At 37.8% G+C, this 16,789-nt stretch carries 13 protein-coding genes and 1 riboswitch; of the genes, 3 read left to right on the forward strand and 10 right to left on the reverse strand.

Going from position 1 to position 16,789, the window contains the following annotated elements:
• Positions 1-23: 23 nt before the first annotated feature.
• Positions 24-1,502 carry an alpha-amylase family glycosyl hydrolase gene (locus AC3IS5_RS17310; RefSeq protein WP_489425497.1) on the reverse strand — a complete coding sequence of 493 codons (1,479 nt, stop codon included), beginning with the start codon at positions 1,500-1,502 and terminating at the stop codon, positions 24-26.
• Positions 1,503-1,852: 350 nt separating this feature from the next.
• Here AC3IS5_RS17310 and AC3IS5_RS17315 point away from each other — a divergent pair, with 350 nt between their 5' ends.
• Positions 1,853-2,047 (forward strand): hypothetical protein, encoded by a 195-nt coding sequence (locus AC3IS5_RS17315; protein WP_489425498.1) that lies wholly within the window; start codon positions 1,853-1,855, stop codon positions 2,045-2,047.
• 317 nt (positions 2,048-2,364) lie between these two features.
• Here the strand turns inward: AC3IS5_RS17315 and AC3IS5_RS17320 are convergent, their stop codons facing one another.
• The 7 genes from AC3IS5_RS17320 to AC3IS5_RS17350 form a co-directional block, all read right to left on the reverse strand.
• A complete protein-coding gene (locus tag AC3IS5_RS17320) occupies positions 2,365-2,739 on the reverse strand; it encodes a YisL family protein (RefSeq protein ID WP_340707749.1) in 375 nt (124 codons plus the stop codon).
• Between the two features lie 131 nt (positions 2,740-2,870).
• Positions 2,871-3,773, reverse strand: coding sequence for a fumarylacetoacetate hydrolase family protein (locus tag AC3IS5_RS17325; protein ID WP_489425499.1), 903 nt, complete (start codon positions 3,771-3,773; stop codon positions 2,871-2,873).
• Positions 3,774-3,813: 40 nt separating this feature from the next.
• A complete protein-coding gene (locus tag AC3IS5_RS17330) occupies positions 3,814-5,004 on the reverse strand; it encodes a DUF418 domain-containing protein (protein WP_489425500.1) in 1,191 nt (396 codons plus the stop codon).
• Between the two features lie 12 nt (positions 5,005-5,016).
• Positions 5,017-8,739, reverse strand: coding sequence for a helicase-exonuclease AddAB subunit AddA (gene addA, locus AC3IS5_RS17335; RefSeq protein WP_489425501.1), 3,723 nt, complete (start codon positions 8,737-8,739; stop codon positions 5,017-5,019).
• Positions 8,696-12,232: a helicase-exonuclease AddAB subunit AddB gene (gene addB / locus AC3IS5_RS17340; RefSeq protein WP_489425502.1), complete on the reverse strand. Its 3,537-nt coding sequence runs from the start codon at positions 12,230-12,232 to the stop codon at positions 8,696-8,698. The genes addA and addB overlap by 44 nt, the downstream gene beginning before the upstream one ends.
• A gap of 135 nt (positions 12,233-12,367) precedes the next feature.
• Positions 12,368-12,988: a TVP38/TMEM64 family protein gene (locus AC3IS5_RS17345; RefSeq protein WP_489425503.1), complete on the reverse strand. Its 621-nt coding sequence runs from the start codon at positions 12,986-12,988 to the stop codon at positions 12,368-12,370.
• Between the two features lie 69 nt (positions 12,989-13,057).
• On the reverse strand, positions 13,058-13,612 hold the full coding sequence (locus AC3IS5_RS17350) for a helix-turn-helix domain-containing protein (RefSeq protein WP_489425504.1): 555 nt from the start codon (positions 13,610-13,612) through the stop codon (positions 13,058-13,060).
• A 71-nt stretch (positions 13,613-13,683) separates the two neighbouring features.
• Between AC3IS5_RS17350 and AC3IS5_RS17355 the strand changes: the two genes are divergently transcribed.
• Both AC3IS5_RS17355 and AC3IS5_RS17360 read left to right on the forward strand, forming a co-directional pair.
• Positions 13,684-14,391 carry an AzlC family ABC transporter permease gene (locus tag AC3IS5_RS17355; RefSeq protein ID WP_489425505.1) on the forward strand — a complete coding sequence of 236 codons (708 nt, stop codon included), beginning with the start codon at positions 13,684-13,686 and terminating at the stop codon, positions 14,389-14,391.
• Positions 14,391-14,699, forward strand: coding sequence for an AzlD domain-containing protein (locus AC3IS5_RS17360; protein WP_489425506.1), 309 nt, complete (start codon positions 14,391-14,393; stop codon positions 14,697-14,699). The genes AC3IS5_RS17355 and AC3IS5_RS17360 overlap by 1 nt, the downstream gene beginning before the upstream one ends.
• A gap of 83 nt (positions 14,700-14,782) precedes the next feature.
• A riboswitch (SAM riboswitch) is annotated at positions 14,783-14,890 on the forward strand.
• 280 nt (positions 14,891-15,170) lie between these two features.
• Here AC3IS5_RS17360 and AC3IS5_RS17365 read toward each other — a convergent pair.
• Both AC3IS5_RS17365 and AC3IS5_RS17370 read right to left on the reverse strand, forming a co-directional pair.
• Positions 15,171-15,410 carry a CsbA family protein gene (locus AC3IS5_RS17365; protein WP_053417745.1) on the reverse strand — a complete coding sequence of 80 codons (240 nt, stop codon included), beginning with the start codon at positions 15,408-15,410 and terminating at the stop codon, positions 15,171-15,173.
• A gap of 9 nt (positions 15,411-15,419) precedes the next feature.
• Entirely contained in the window at positions 15,420-16,589 is a 1,170-nt protein-coding gene (locus AC3IS5_RS17370) for a PDZ domain-containing protein (RefSeq protein ID WP_489425507.1), read from the reverse strand.
• Positions 16,590-16,789 lie beyond the last annotated feature (200 nt).

Consider the following 16,789-nt stretch of genomic DNA (forward strand, 5'->3'; position numbering starts at 1 on the left):
TACTTTCTCTAAGGGATTTTATTTTAGTTATTTTTTGCTTTTCTATTTTTTTTACCTTTACGTAATACTAATACGATAAATGCTATGAATAACACATAGACAAAACCTAATGAAATCATATATGAGATATTCAAGCCATCATGTTCTTTTACTTGATATAGTTCAACAATTTCACGATCAACCACGATTCGGTATACGCCCTCATCATTTGGACGTACGATATCATTTTCAAATAAGCCATGCAGTTCTTTGTTTTCTCCAATAATATCTTTACCTAAATCGATATGCTGTGTATTTTTTGTATTATTCACAACAACAATCCATCGTTCGTCATCAGAAGAACGTTCAAATACAATGAAACCATCTTTATTCTTTAATAGTTTAAAGTCCCCAGTACGAAGCGTCTCCGATTTATTACGAACAGATTGAACGTCGCCTATGTATGAAACGATATCATCCTTCGTTTTGAAATCAAATATTGCATGTGATTCAGGGGCTTGTTCACCGTTTTGTGCAATTTCAGTACCATATGTCATTACTGGTACACCAGGTAACGTAAACATCGCAGCCATCGCTACTTTAATACGTGTTGGTGGATACATATTTTCACTTGCTGAAGCAAATGTAAAACGAGAGCTATTTAAACTATCTAACATAATTGCTGAAGGCTTTTCTGCATCGTCTTTTTTCATTGCGCCAAGTGGTTGTTCCACTTTTGCTGAATCCATATCGACATTTTTGAAAATCGACTGATAAATATCGATTGTCTCTTTATTAATAGACATATCAAAATTTGCATCGCTGGTTTCGGAAGATGTAACATAGATATCTTTATTTGTATTTTTTAATGATTGAATCATTTCATTTAAAAATGCTGTATTACTATTACCTAAATTAGTTAAGCGAATACCATCAATATCATATTTCTTAGCAAAATCAGTTGCTGCATTGATTAATGCCTTTTGTACTTCAGGATTCTCTGTATTCCAATTTATACGACCGTTATCAGCGGCTTCGTACCAATCTGAATTGGCTTTATCTTTAGCCCAAACGTGATTTTTGCTAACATTATTTAGCGGAAAATCAACCATTAACTTCATCTTGCCTTTATGAACATCAGACAACAAAGATTTAAATTCTTTTGCTGTACCAAAATGACGCTCAATATTTTCGTAATCCACTACCGCACTGCCATCATATGATTCAGTCGAAAAAATTGAACCAATCGATAGAATAGTGAATCCCATATCCTGAATATGTGTTAACTTAGTAGCAATCCCTGTAAGATCACCACCGGCAAAAGCATTTTGATCTCGAGCATCTACATTATAGTCATTTTCGACCGATGAATTAAAATAACGATCCACTAAAAGATCATAGATACTTTCGTCTTTAATATTATGCGTCACTTCAGTCTCTGCCTTCGCAATAGGTGCAAACCCCATTGTCGTAGCCAAAAGCGCTGACGCAACTACCGTACTAATCCACTTTGCAACGTTCACTTATAGTCCTCCTCTGCAGAACTGTCCATCGTAATTTTACCAAACCCCCACCATCCCCGCTATGCTTTAACACTAAAAACAAACGAAACCGAAACAAATTCGACAAAAATGTGAATTTACTTAAATGCTGAAGCGGCCCGTTTAGGCCCGACAAGCACTGGAAGGCTCGAATCAAAGGCGCTTTATGCCTTTGACCGAGAGACTGAAGTGACTCGAGGGCCTGGCCGCTGAAGCTGGATATACTTTAATGCTGAAAGCGCTCGTCCAGACTCGACAGGCGTTGGAGGGCTCGAACACAAGACGCTTTTTGTCTTGTGCAGAGAGACCGAAACGACCCGAGAGTCTAGCGCTTGAAGCTGGATATCTTAAGTGCTGAAGCGGCCCGTTTAGCTACTAAACCCATCAAATGGAAATTCCCTATAAACTTGTTTGTTGCACTATCTCCATTGTTTGTTGCGCTAAGCGTCTCCTTTGTTGCACTAACTTCACCTTTTGTTGCGTTAAAACCCCTGTTTGTTGCGCTAACTGCCGCCTTTGTTATTTAGCAGAATATTCACGTCCTAAAAGCACGAATCACCCAGTTAATTACCTATATTTTTCCCAACATGAAATACTGAAAGCGGAAATCCCTGTTTGTTGCACTATCTCCATTGTTTGTTGCACTAAGTGGTTCCTTTGTTGCGCTAACTTCACCTTTTGTTGCGTTAAAACCCCTGTTTGTTGCGCTAACTGCACCCTTTGTTATTTAGCAGAATATTCACGTCCTAAAAGCACCTATTACTCTGTTAAAACACCATCTTTATCTAACAAAAAAACAACCACACAACGAGATTCGTCGTGTGGCTGTTTATCATGCCAGTTATTAAGCTAAGAAATGCATACCCATTGGTAATTTGAATCCTAGGAACATAGTGATTAATAAGAATACTGCAAATAGAATCCAGAACATAGTTGTTGGTTTGCCTTTTGCTTTTCTCACTAAAACCATTTCCATCATACCGATAACTAAAATACCGCCAATGAATTTGAAACCATAAAGCATACCCATATTAAAATCCATACCTTTAGCGAATAATGCGCCACCAGTAATGATGATTAGAATATAGAATACACGTAAAATCATATGCGTTACTTTTTGCCCTTTAGTACCACTTTGCATAGCAGCGGAAACTAGGAACAAGATAATTGCGATTACCCAAGTTGTAATGTGTAAATGGGTGCTAGCTAAAAAATCCATTAATTACCCCACCTTATATAGTTTTCATAATCATTAATATCCTATCACGAGGTGGAAAACTATACAAATATAACAGACCGATGGAAAATCATCCACCGGTCTGTAGTAATATCTATAAAATGCTAAAAAACTTATTCGAAGCGGTTTACTAGAGTTCCAATACCCTCTATTGATACTTTTACTACATCACCAGATGCTAAGAATGTTGGCGGGTTCAAACCTTTACCAACGCCAGCTGGAGTACCCGTTAAGATCACGTCACCCGGCTCTAAAGTTACTAATCTAGAAATCTCCGAAATGATTTCTTCAATCGTGAAGATCATGTCTTTTGTTGAACCATTCTGACGAATTTCATCATTCACTTTTGTAACGATTGATAAAGAATGCGGATTTGGAATTTCATCTTTTGTTACTAAGTATGGACCCATTGGACAAGCGCCATCTAGGCTCTTTCCTAAGAAGAATTGCTTATGTTTTGCTTGTAAATCACGTGCAGTGATGTCATTGGCAATTGTATAACCAAATACATAATCATATGCTAGTTTAGTAGGGATATTCTTACCCTTTTTACCAATAACAACTGCTAATTCACCTTCATAGTCAAGTTCTGAAGTGACGTCTGCATGTGCAGAGATTGTTTGCCCATCTGCAGCAATTGAAGTTGGTGCTTTTGTGAAGATCATTAAATTTTCTGGAGCAGATTCAGCGCCCATTTCTTTGGCGTGATCTTGATAGTTTTTACCAACACAAATAATATTTTTCGTTGTACGTGGAATTGGCGCTAACCACTCAATTTCCGTAAATGCATATTTAAATTGCTCTGGGTTTTCTGAATTCTGTGCAGCTTCTACAAGTTTACGAGATTGTTCCACAAACTCGAAACCAGCTGTCATCCCCTCTACAATTGTTGTAGCGAAAGAAGGTAGTACTTGAAGAGCTTCTTGGATCGCTAAAACATCCCATACAGCTTCTTCTTTTTTTACTTTCGGACCAAAACTTACTACATCGTTATAACGAAATGATAAAATTTTCATGAATATTGGCACTCCTTCTTTTTTTTCAATGATACATTAATTATCGACCAATTTCCTCTTTTTTCTGTAACATTTTTCCGTAAGTTAATCGTTTCCACACTGCTTCAACCGGTCCTTGCTTAAATTTCAGGAACCAAAGCTCAGCAAATACTATCTGCAGGACAAAAATCCCAACAGCTAACCACGTAACGGTATCGACACCGATTTTACCATATAATCCTAATCCATAGTGATAGAAAATAAATGTTCCAATAATAGACTGCATTAAATATATTGTCATCGACATGCGTCCTGCCTTTGCAACAGGCGACAATATTTTTGTGAATTTAGGAATTTGGCATAATAGGACGATTAGACCCGCATACCCTATCGCAAGAATTGGACCACCGAAAGAAACTTGCACATAATCAAGGAAAAGATTGCGCTCTAAATTATATGGCAACATTTTAAGTGCTACCCCAACCGGTATAGTAATAACAGTTAAAATAATCCAAAATACTCGTTTTTCCTTTGCACGTTCTACTAGTTTCCATTTAGAAGCAGCGGCCCCTAATAACATATAAGGTAAAATCGTAAACAACGCCACAATCCACATACTAGGGGATGCCTGTATTTGTAAATCTGCTAGGCGCTGCATGAAAGCCTCTGTCCACGAACCGGAACCGTAAGCAGCTATTGCACTTTCGATAGCTGCTATGTCAACAAACTCTGAAAGATCAGTAGACTCTTCCACTAATGATGCTAATCCCATTAATACCACTAAAAAGCCATGTACAATTCCATATAATGCGCCACCAATTGTAATTAACCAAACTGGTTTCAGACGTAACAGAATTAATAAGAAGAAACCACAAAATGCATACGTCATTAGAATGTCTCCCCACCAAATAAGGAAGGCATGTAACACACCAATGCCAAATAACACACCTAAACGCTTCGATCCGATCTTATAGAAGTTGTCACCTAACTGCGTTGCTTTCGCAAATTGCATCGCTAAACCGTATCCAAATAACATTGAAAATAATGGATAAAAGCTTCCTTGCACAAAAATATCTAGCCACTGATGATATTGTTTATCTAGTGGCGATTCGAACCAAGTTTTTAAATCAATATGTGGCGAAGGCGTACTAAACGCAAACATATTTACTAAAAAAATACCTAGCAAACTAAAACCGCGTATTATATCGAGCGTATCAATCCTTTTTTGCATAGGTGTTGGTGTTAAATTCAAATGCTTTTCCTCCTATAATTCAATTGAGCGCTGTGCGTCAAATGCATATATTAATTTTTCTGCAACGTTGATTTTTAAAGTCTCTTCTATCGCCTTTTTATATAGCGTCAACTGTACATCGTAACGTTCTTTCATTTCCTTTTGTAAACCTTCATCTGTTTTCATCGTTTCTTTAATTCGGTCGGTTTTATAGTCGAGTAGAATCCAATTACCATCTGCTTCTTTAAATAGACAATCGACAATCCCTTGTACGATTTGTGAGTCACCGTCTTCATCAGTAATACTAAAAGTAAATGGCGTTTCTCGATAAAGTTCTACTGCATTCATAAAGCGCTGACCTGCAGATGTTGCAAAGAAACCTACAATTTTAGGTGCATGTACAGCTGCCCCCTCTTCCTTCGTCAAAAGTTGACGGTCAACAAGCCCTTGCACAAAAACATCAACCTCTTCAATTGAATGCAAGCCCTTCTGCGGTATATGTTGCATTACCGTATGCATAGCTGTTCCAATTTCGGCTGCTGTTAACGAACGTTGTTGTAAAAAGCTAGGTCTTTTTGCCACTTGCTGTTGTTTTTTAGGTGCATTCCAAAAAAGTTCAGGTTGCTCAGATTGTTCTAAATTTTGCAGACGTTTTAGTTCACTAACAGATGTTTTAGATCGTTTTGCTATCGCTCTATCGTACGCATATGCTGTATTAAAACGCTTTTTGATAGTTGTTAATAAACCCTCATCAACAAGAGTAGGTTTTTTCGTATCCTCAACAATCTCTTCATCTATTTCCGCCACTTCTAATGGCGCTTTAAAATGTTCTGCACCTATCACTTGAACTTTCCATCTCGATAATTCGTTAGTAGCTAACTGGGTTTCATCATTTAGACATCGGTCATAGTCTGGGTGTCTAGCTAAAGCTGGACCAATCCAATCTAAATAGCTTTTTGCTAAAGCTCGAACATGATCAGGTAGCATTTCACCTTCAGGTATTAGTTTTGCATCTTCCCAAACAGCTTTTGTCTTATCCCAGTTTTTCACAGTACCAACTAGATAAAGATGTTCTTTTGCACGTGTCATCGCAACATAAAGAACTCGCATCTCTTCTGCCTTTAACTCAAGCTTCTTTTTCTCCTGCATCGCAAGGAATGGCAGAGAGGTATATTGAATACGTTTCTCAGGATCAATCATTTTCACCGCTAAACCAAATTGTTGGTCGAATAAATACGGTAAATTGAAATCCATTTTGTTAAACTCTCGTCCTAATCCGGCTACAAAAACATAAGGGAACTCTAAGCCTTTAGATGAGTGTATTGTCATTAAACGTACAACATTTTCCGTTTCACTAATAGCGCGTGCAGTTCCTAAATCATCACCACGTAATCTCATACGATCTACGAATCTTAAAAATCGGAAAAGCCCTCGGAAAGACGTTTTTTCATACGATAACGCACGATCATGAAGTGCACGTAAATTCGCTTGACGCTGTTTACCATTAGGCATTGCACCAACCATTTCATAATAATTCGTATCAATATAGACTCGCCAAATTAAGTCTGCTAGAGAACCCCTACGAGCTAAATCACGCCAATCTTCAAAGTGCAGTAAGAAACGTTGTAACTTTTCAGCAGTACTAGATTTTAGCCCCGTACCTTCGATGCGTACAAATTGTTTCAAAGCATCATAAAAAGGTGCTTTCGGGTCAGCTAAACGAATTTTCGCTAGCTCATTCTCCGTTAACCCAACAAATGGCGCTCTTAATACAGATGCTAATGGAATATCTTGATATGGGTTATCAATAATTCTCAACGTATTTATCATTATCATTACTTCAAGGGCTTCAAAATATCCTTTAGACAACTCTGCATATAACGGAATCCCTGCTAGCTTAAACTCCTCTGCTAAATCACCTGACCAAGTCATCGAGCGCATTAATATGACAATATCACGATATTCTAAAGGTCGTTCGGTGCCTTTTTTTGTATCATAAACCATTTGTCCAGAATCCATTAATTGCTTTATTTTCTCAATTATATAGCGTGCCTCTTGCTGAGATTTTTTTAATTCTTCTTCAGCTTGTAATTCAGAACTGACACCCGCTTCACCATCATCAGTTTCTTTAGACTCTCCCTCTTCAGTTTGATCTGTATATAACACTGTCAATTCAATTGGGGCATCTTTTTCATTATAGGGAGCTTGTGGCTTTAATGCTGCAGCTTCGTCGTAATTGATTTCTCCGACTTCTTCGCCCATAATCTGTGAGAAAATATAGTTTGTACCGTGCAATACTTCTTGACGACTTCTGAAGTTTGCATTTAAGTCAATTTTCATACCTGTATTGTTTGGTTCTTCTTCAAACGCCAAATATTTGTTTAAAAAAAGCGTCGGTTCTGCCAATCTGAATCGGTAAATAGATTGTTTTACATCACCAACCATAAACATATTGCCATCCGCTTCCCCACCACTTTTCACAAGCTGTAAAATGGTTTCTTGAAGTCTATTAGTATCTTGATATTCATCAACAAGTACTTCATTGAACTTTTCTCGATAACTCAGTGCTACAGCTGACGGAACAAGTTCTCCGTCAATTTCATCCGTTAGAATTTGCAAAGCAAAATGTTCTAAGTCTGAGAAATCTACAAGACCTTTTTCGTTTTTTGCAGCGGCATATTTTTCACTGAAACTTGCAGCGATTATTACTAGTGTTTCGAGCATTGGTTTCATTAAACGAATCTCTTCTAGCAATCGTTCTGGCCTTCTTGTGAAATATTGTTTTTTAGCCGTGTCAAATAATTCCTTTGCTTGCTTACGTTTGTTTTGAGCTAAAGCTTTTAATTCTAAATCACAATCCATCTTCTTCGTAGAAATTCTCGCCCAGCTAACGGAATGGAAATATTCATATGCCTCTTCCCAAGAACGTTCGTGTAAAAATGCACGAGCTTCAGTTAATAAAATAAAATCCTTCTCAGCTGTTTCACCATAGGCTGACGGGCCGTTTGGTGCTAGGCTTAGCTCTCGCATATCTTTAATAAGCGCATAGGCAGCTTCAATAGCATGGCTAACCGAACGCTTTATTATTTTACTAATTGGCAACTCATCAATTGATGTAATACCTTCAAGGTCATATTGATCTGGTAGTGATTCTAGCCATTTCATCGGCTCTGGATTAACACGTGACATATCGTATAATTTTTCAATTAATGTCTCAATTGCTTGGTCATCACGATCGGATGTAAAACTGTCAACTAATCGATATACATCGTCAACTTGGTCACTGTTATAAGCTTCTTCTAGTACTTCTGCTAACGTATCATCTTTTAAAAGAGCAGCTTCAGTATCGTTTGCAATACGGAAGCCTGGATCAATGTCTAATAGATACGCATATTGTCGAACAATATTTAAACAAAATGAGTGTAATGTAGAAATTTGTGCTTTATTTAATAAACTTAATTGCCTTCTGAGATGCTTTGAATCTGGCTCATTGTTAATAGCTTTTTCAAGGGCTTCTGCCATACGATGGCGCATTTCAGCTGCAGACGCATTGGTAAATGTTACGACTAACAACTCATCAACATCGATTGGATTATCCGATGAGATAACCTTTTCAATCATACGATTGATCAATACGGCTGTTTTTCCTGAGCCCGCTGCTGCTGAAACTAAAGTATCTTGTCCAGTAGCCCAGATTGCTTTCCACTGCTCATCAGTCCAAGTTGCTGTCGCCGGCTTCACAGGAATTTCCTTCATCTGCTTTAGTCTCCTTTCGAATTTGCTCAATAACATCTTCTTTTTTACCGATTGGTTGTAAGTATCGATAATGTTGATTTGCATCTGTTGTATCAAACTGACATACGCTCTTAAATGAGCAATACTCGCAAGCTGTACGTGTTTTCATACGGTATGGACTTATATCAGTATGACCTGCTAAAATGCCCTCACCGGCCTGTTGATGCTTGTATCGTACAAAATTTCGGAGATGCCCCATTTCTTGAGTTGAGATAACGGAAGACATTTTTGGTGAAACGGTACCATCCTTCTTACCCACATAAACTGGTACTACTTGTGAATGGCCGCCTTCTTCAAGCGCCTCATCCATATCAATCAAAGTTTCTCGATCATCTAATAAAAGACCCTTCATCTTGAATTCTTTTAATCGTTCCAGTTCTGCCTGTGTGCCATCCAAATTATCATGTGGCTTTAGCATCGGATTGTGGACATGTATATATAACACACCACCAGCTTCTGAATGTAACGGTAACCATGCCTCTGAATTTTCAACAGCCACATCCAAATAGGTTAACATTTGTAAAGATAGACCATAATACACATCATTTAAATCTAGCTTTTTCGCAGAAGATTTATAATCTACAACGCGAATATACGGTTTATCATTAATTGTAGTTGCATCTACTCGGTCAATTCGACCGCGCATTTGCATTTTCTTACCTCCATCTAATTTGATCATTAATGGTGGTAAGGGTTCTCCTGGTCCAAATGCAGCTTCTAAAGCAATCGGTTTGAAATTTGATACACGTGCATGTTGACTTAAAGAAAGCATCGTTCTTTGTACGATCAATGTCAGTTTTCTTTGAATGTAGCGATAACGCGATGTACTCATTAAAATTTGGTGATACAACAGTGGAGAAATCTTATCCACTGCTCGTTTTGCTAAATCAGCACATTGCTCTGGCGTCAACTGACCCCATTTTATATTCTTCTCATGTGTCTCCTCAGAAATCCATTTTAACGCTGCATGGAATAAGTCCCCGATTGTCGGTGTTTCCAGTCGATACTCCGCACGTTCCTCAAGACGTAAACCATAAGTTGAAAAATGTGAAAATGGACAACCATAGAACTTCTCAATACGTGAAACACTTGAGGTAAGAGTTGATCCATACAAGGCATCAGTAATATCAGGTGTAAGTTGTTCTGCTTTATTCAGCACTTTTAGTGGGCGCATTAAACGCTCTAGAATATCCGACCAATAAGGATCCTCTTCATAATACGCCTGCAACGCACGCCATTCGGGTGTAAGCTCTTTTCCATGCTCCACTTGTCTAAGTTGCATCATTAAATAGGCTAAAGACGTATTAGGGTGATTAATATAAGGGAGATCCGAGAGCTCTGATAAAGCCTCAGTTGGATCCATTAACGCCCTTGTAAATGGTGCATTGGGAATAAGTTGCTGTAACTTCTTCACATATAGAGATGGTAATAACGCTTTACTTTCTTCATCTGCAATCGCATAACTAACAACGAGCTTTTCAGAAGCCATGGTTAAGGCTCGATAGGTAATGAATGATTCTTCTAACAATCTCGTTTTAGATGTTGGTGCCAGCTCCATCCCAAGTTGCATAAACCATTCACGTTCTGCATCCGAAAGTAATCCTTCATGGTCCATCCTTTGTGGATATACACCTTCATTCATACCGATTACGAAAACTGCTTTCATATTCGTTAAACGAGACAAATCTGCTGTTGCAATGGTCACTTGATCTAATGACGGTGGGATACGTGAAAATTCTAATGTATCGAACCCTTCTTCTAATGTGTGGAGCGCTTCTTCTAGCGTCATTTCTTGTTCACCAAACATCATGACGAACTGATCAAGTACGTCTACCCATTGGTTCCACGCTTGTTCATGTTCACTTGCAGCTAGCAATTGGCCTTTGTCTATTTCTTTATCTTTTAAAGCCTGCAGTTTTTCATAAACTTCAAGATTCTCGATAAAATTAAAGAGAGCTGTTGCGATATCTTGCCCAGTTTTACAACTAGCTAATTCATTTTCTAACTCTTTTAAAGGTTCTCTTACTTTACTTCGAGCTGCTTCAATTTCTTGCTGGAAGGCGCGCTCATCATCTGTTTGATTTTTTGTTAAAAATTCTAGTCCGCGATATTTTTTATATAGCCAACGATTCTCATCAAACCAGCGCTCACTATAGATCCCTTGTGCAATAACAAAGTTTTCCAAACGGTCTGCGCGCTCCCGCCAAACTTGTAAATCTGCATCTACCGGGAAAAACAAATCCGTTTTTACTGCACGGAAAATAGGCTCGTACTTCCAATCAGATTGGATAGCCTCCAGAGCCGAGCGACTTAGTTCAATTAATGGATGATGAAGCATGGGCTTTTTTTGACTTACGAAAACAGGAATATCGTATTGAGGGAAAATTGTCGCAAACAATGGATCATATACATTGGCTTGACGATACAAAATAGCCATCTCACGATAACGAATTGCATCATTTTGCATAAATTCTCTAATTTTCCTTGCAATCGCATGTACTTCTGCACGGCGATTGACTGCTTCAATAATCTCAAAATCATCCGAAGAGTTACACGTTGTTTCTTCATGTGAATCAAATTTTTCTTCGATACATTTCAAATCATTATTTTGGAAACGGAATACTGTTTGACAATGCACTGTTGGCTCTACTTCAATGCCTTCTTCAAATGCTAATTCTTTTAAGCGTACACTTGTACGAGCAGATTGATAAAATAGTGCTTGCTCATCGTCTGCATCAGCATCTGATTCCATAGGCAAAACAATCGTTACTCGACGCGCTACTTTTAATAATTCTTGCACTAATTCAAATTCTCGTGTTGTGAATGCTGTGAATCCATCAATATAAATATCTGCAGATCGAATAATTTCCGAATCCTTTAGCTGTGCTGTTAGCAAGGGGAAATAACCTTCACTATCAATATATGTAGTACCTAATCGCTCTTCTAAAGCTGACAATAATAACTGAAGATCATGTGCCTTATCCCGCAATGTTTGTGGTGCATTCATGCCTTCAAAATCTGATAGAAGCAGTTCTAATGTTTTGCTATCCAAACTATAGCGATTAAATTCCTTTAATAAAGTTTCCATCTCATCCGTAAAGCCGCGTTTTCCAGCTGCCTGACGAAACAATGAAAACTGTTCTTTATTATCCTCTAATAAACGTTTGATAAGCATTCGGTAGCCGAAGCCGTTAATCTCTTGTCGGCTTATGCCACCAGTTTCTTGCAGGACGCGCCACGCTAAACGCTTAAACGTCGTAACCTGCGCCCGAATAAGCCCTGATACACCGTAGCGATGTGTTAAATCATATTCAGAAGAAAATGACATTTGGTCAGGAACAAGCAAGAATATTGGTGCCCCTATCGACTGTTCCTTTATAATATCAACTATTTCATGATGAATAAGTGTCGATTTTCCAGAGCCTGACCTTCCAGAAACGATACGCAGTGACATTCTAACTCCCCCTCTTTTAATCACGATAAAAATTTCAACCACTTTTACTATCTATGCTCAAAAATATGTAGACCCTTAACAAAAAAGAACGTTTGTTCCTATTTTATATTAAAAATAGAACAGTGGCAAATTACTTCACTTTTTATTTGTTCGGGAGGCTCTTCTCATATCTTCTTCCACTTTTGCATTTAAGTGTCCTTCAACCATTTTTCCGCCCCACCACATAATTCCTATCAATATAACGATTATACCAGTACGGATAGGATCTGTTATCAGCGCACTTAAATCTGAGCCAATCCAGCTAATAACGAAAATCATAACAAGTTTTGAAGCCATTATTGTAAATAAATAATGATGGCGCTTTAGATTGGATAAGCCTGCAACAATATTAACGAGCGCTGATGGTGTAAAAGGAAAACATAGCAATAGAAATAACGGAGTAAATCCTTTCATTTCAACCCAATGAATTAATCTTTTCACCGTAGCACGATTTGTCACGTAGTTCAATAATCGACTTTGCCCATATTTTCGTACGATCAAAAATACACAATAAGATCCTAACACAGCTCCGCTCCAAGAAAGTAGAAAACCAATCCATAGCCCATATGCACTGGCATTTGCGACGACAAATGCCGCTAGTGGGAGAAATGGTAAAAAAGCTTCAAAAAATGGTAGTAATATACCTAGAAGCGTGCCAAATAATCGATATTCTTTTGCTAATGCATGAAAATTTTCTAACGTTAACCAGTCAGGCATATGTTTCTCCCTCTCTAGAAAATAGCGTCTTGTCGGTATTCCAATTGAGGAATGAGCGCTACTTAAAAGTTACTGTTTATATTGTAAAATAAAGTGCAGGACAGTCATTTCATCTGCTGTATTCGTATATTGATGGATTTGATGTCCTTTAAATACGAGCGTTTCACCAACATTTAAGGTTTCACTCATATCACCAGCTTCGACAACTACTTGTCCTTTTATAGCCGTTATGGTTTCTTCTACTCCATCAGTATGTGCATCACTCTTATGACTACACCCAGGATCCATTTCTACTTTAAAGAGTTCCCAACCCCGTTCAGGGTCATAAGGAATAATTGAATATACTCGATACTTTCCATCGTTCTCCGTGACAAATGGCATTTCTGCACTATTTATTTTTAAAAATTGCTCCTTCGGTGGTTTTAATAGTGTTGAAAATGAAATGCGTAAACCGGTAGCAATTTTCCAAATCGTCGACACAGTTGGATTGGATTCTCCTTTTTCCATTTGTGCTAACTGACCTTTACTAACATCAGTTAATTTAGCCATATCATCTAAGCTAAGCAAGCGTTGATGACGGATTTTCTTCAATTGTTTTCCTAAATTACGGCTTATTTCTTCCATAAATTTCACCTCTTGTATATTTTATCATACGGCTGTATACTTTATTAAACATTTCAATGGAGGACCTACACATGAAAAAACTTGGCTTTTCAGCTGGTATGAAGGCAGGTTCTAGTATTGCGATCGGCTACTTTCCAATTGCACTGACATTTGGTTTGCTCGCAAAAACAACCGGTCTGTCAATGATTGAAGCAACGGCTATGAGTATACTCGTTTACGCTGGAGCTTCACAGTATATAGCTTTAAATTTATTGACAACAGGGACAGATCCTTTACTAATTGTCCTTAATACTTTTGTCGTCAATATCCGTCACTTTTTAATGACGGCATCACTAAATGAAAAGATGCAATCCAAAACAAAATGGAAAAAATCCATCTATGCTTTTTGGGTAACAGATGAATCATTTTCTGTACTTGCAACACGAAAAGAAGAAAAGCTACCTACTTCATTTGGTGTCGGTGTAATGCTCATTGCATATGGGAGTTGGGTTGTTTTCACAGCAGTCGGTCACTTAATAGGTGCAAATTTGCCAGCCTTCTTGCAAGTAGCCATGGGGATTGCTCTATATGCCATGTTCGTCGGCCTGTTAGTTCCCTCTATGAAAGGTAATCGCAAAGTAGTTATGCTAGCTTTGCTCGCAGCAGTTATTAATTGCTTTTTCTACTGGACACAAATTTTATCAACTGGCTGGGCATTATTAGTTGCTGCTCTGGTTTCTTCAATAACAGTTGAAATCGTTTATGCAAATCGTGCAAAACGAAAAGGAGGTTTTGTGTAATGGGTTCTTGGTACTGGTGGATGCTTATTGGTATGGCAATTGTGACGTATATTCCACGCGCAATTCCGTTAACATTCTTAGAGGGGAAAGAATTACCCCCTATTATTTCTGGTGTTTTACAAAATATCCCTTACGCAATCTTAGGAGCAATGATTTTCCCGGCAATATTGCTGATTAAAGAAGGCGATATTTTATTCGGTTTAGTTGGAACTGTAACTGCATTTGCCATCGCACTTGCAGGCGCTAATGTGATCATCGTTGTAATTGGTGCTATTGCTATTTTATCAATTTACAGTTTACTTTTTTAATTCGCTCAAAATTATTTGACTTTTCTTTCAATTGAGTATATAGTAATATATAATTCTTACAACAATTACATAGTAATATCACTTTCTTATCCAGAGAGACTGAGGGACAGGCCCTATGAAGTCTCGGCAACAGATTCATGTATGAACACTGTGCCAATTCCTACAAGCATTATTTGCTTGAAAGATGAGAACGAGATGGTTCGTATATATTTGAGAGCCTATTGTTTTCTTTCTGGTAAAGGAGCAATAGGCTCTTTTCGTTCAATAAAGAAAGTTGATGATATCAATTGTCTGCTAAGAAACTCTCATTTGAGTATCGCCCATTTGCGAGAAAATCTAATCATACACTCTCATTCGAGCAATATATTTATGAATACTACTCATTCGTAGCTCACATTCCATTCAGGTCATTTCCTGGCAAAGCAAAAGCCCGATTGTCTCATTCGACAAATCGGGCTTTCTTTTGTATTTTTATTGTTCTTTATTGCGATTCATCATACGTGTGGCATACCAGAAGCCAACTGTTAATGATAACGCATCAATAACATATAAAAAAGTTGTATGTGTAAAACCAGCATAAACTGAAGCTGCAATAAGTGCTACAGATAACACTAAAGCTACATAATGACTGAATGTGATGCGTGTAAATAATACGACGAGTAATCCTGGAATGAACAGTGCTAAAATTACTTTAGTAACCATAGATTCTATTTTTTCTCCTTATCTTACGACGAGTAGACCGATTTTGTAATGATCATGTCGATGAATAACGTGTTGTCGCAGGCGAACTTCACCTTCATGATTTAATACTTCAATACGACAATGTGCGGCATTTATTTGCAATGCTTCGTATAATTCTTCTTCTTTTTGCACTTCAAGTCCATTCACCTTACGGATACATTCCCCCACCTGTAATCCCATCGCCTGTGCGGGAGATCCTGGTAAGACAGCAGCTATGACCACACCAGAATTGCGTGGCGTTACCGCATAGCCTGCATTTCGCTCAGTCCAAGCATATATAATCGAAATTAACAAACGCCCACATACAGCGATACAAACAGCTATAAAGCCAAGAACAGTTACCTTGTAAGCAGTACCTGCTCCTATTAATACAATTAGAGCTAGTAAGATAATTGTTCGCCCCATTCGAGGATAAAAGTGAACAGGCAATGTTTTACGTGTGCGCTGCTGAAATCCAATCACAACTGGTACTAAAATTATTGAAAACGTAGAATTGAACATCGTAAATTGTGGCCAATATGGGATATATTCTTGAATTAATCCACCAGGAATAACGAAGAAAATCGGTAATAGCCACAATCGTTTCACTAAATATGTAGTGGCCTGCATACCTCGATCAGACTTTTCTAATCTTGGTGAAGCAAAATTCGATGCGTGCTTATAAACAAGTATACCTTCTGCTAATAAGAGTAAACCGATAAACGCTGGTATCACTACATATAACCCTAAGTCCATCGATTCTCCAGAAAACGTCCACCCTAAAAAATCAAAAGACTTGTCATTCGCATATAAATACCAAATAACACCGAAAGCTATAGCGAAAGGATAAACCGCTGAAGCTGTATAATAATAAAAAGTTAAAATACAAATGATACTTGCGCAACTGAATAACACTAAGTATTCAAATGGTACAACTAATCCAATCGCAATACTTACTATCGATATGCCGAGTGCTAGTAGCCATCCGTCTTTTAACAAGAAAAGCGTTTCTGTCCAGCCCCATCGAATCCTTGTGTTGAATGATTTACGCTCTGTAATTACGCGTCGATAGCCTAGTAATATGGCAAAAATAATGGCAATGTATAGAATTGGATTTAAAAAGAAACGGCCAATGCCTTTAACCAACTCAACTATTATATCTAAGTACATTTTCCGTATCACCTTCCGTAGTGTATCTAGTAGTTTGTCTATTTATTAATTGTATCAAACGACTGTTTGAAAACGTAGTGGTATTTGGATTAAATTTCAAAATTAGAGCCTATTTTGGGTGAAATATCAGAAAAAAGCTTGTAAAGACGTGACCATTTCTCAAAATTATAAGACTACACCTTTTTTTAGGTACTTTTAAC

This window comes from Viridibacillus sp. KH_047, from assembly GCF_057838945.1.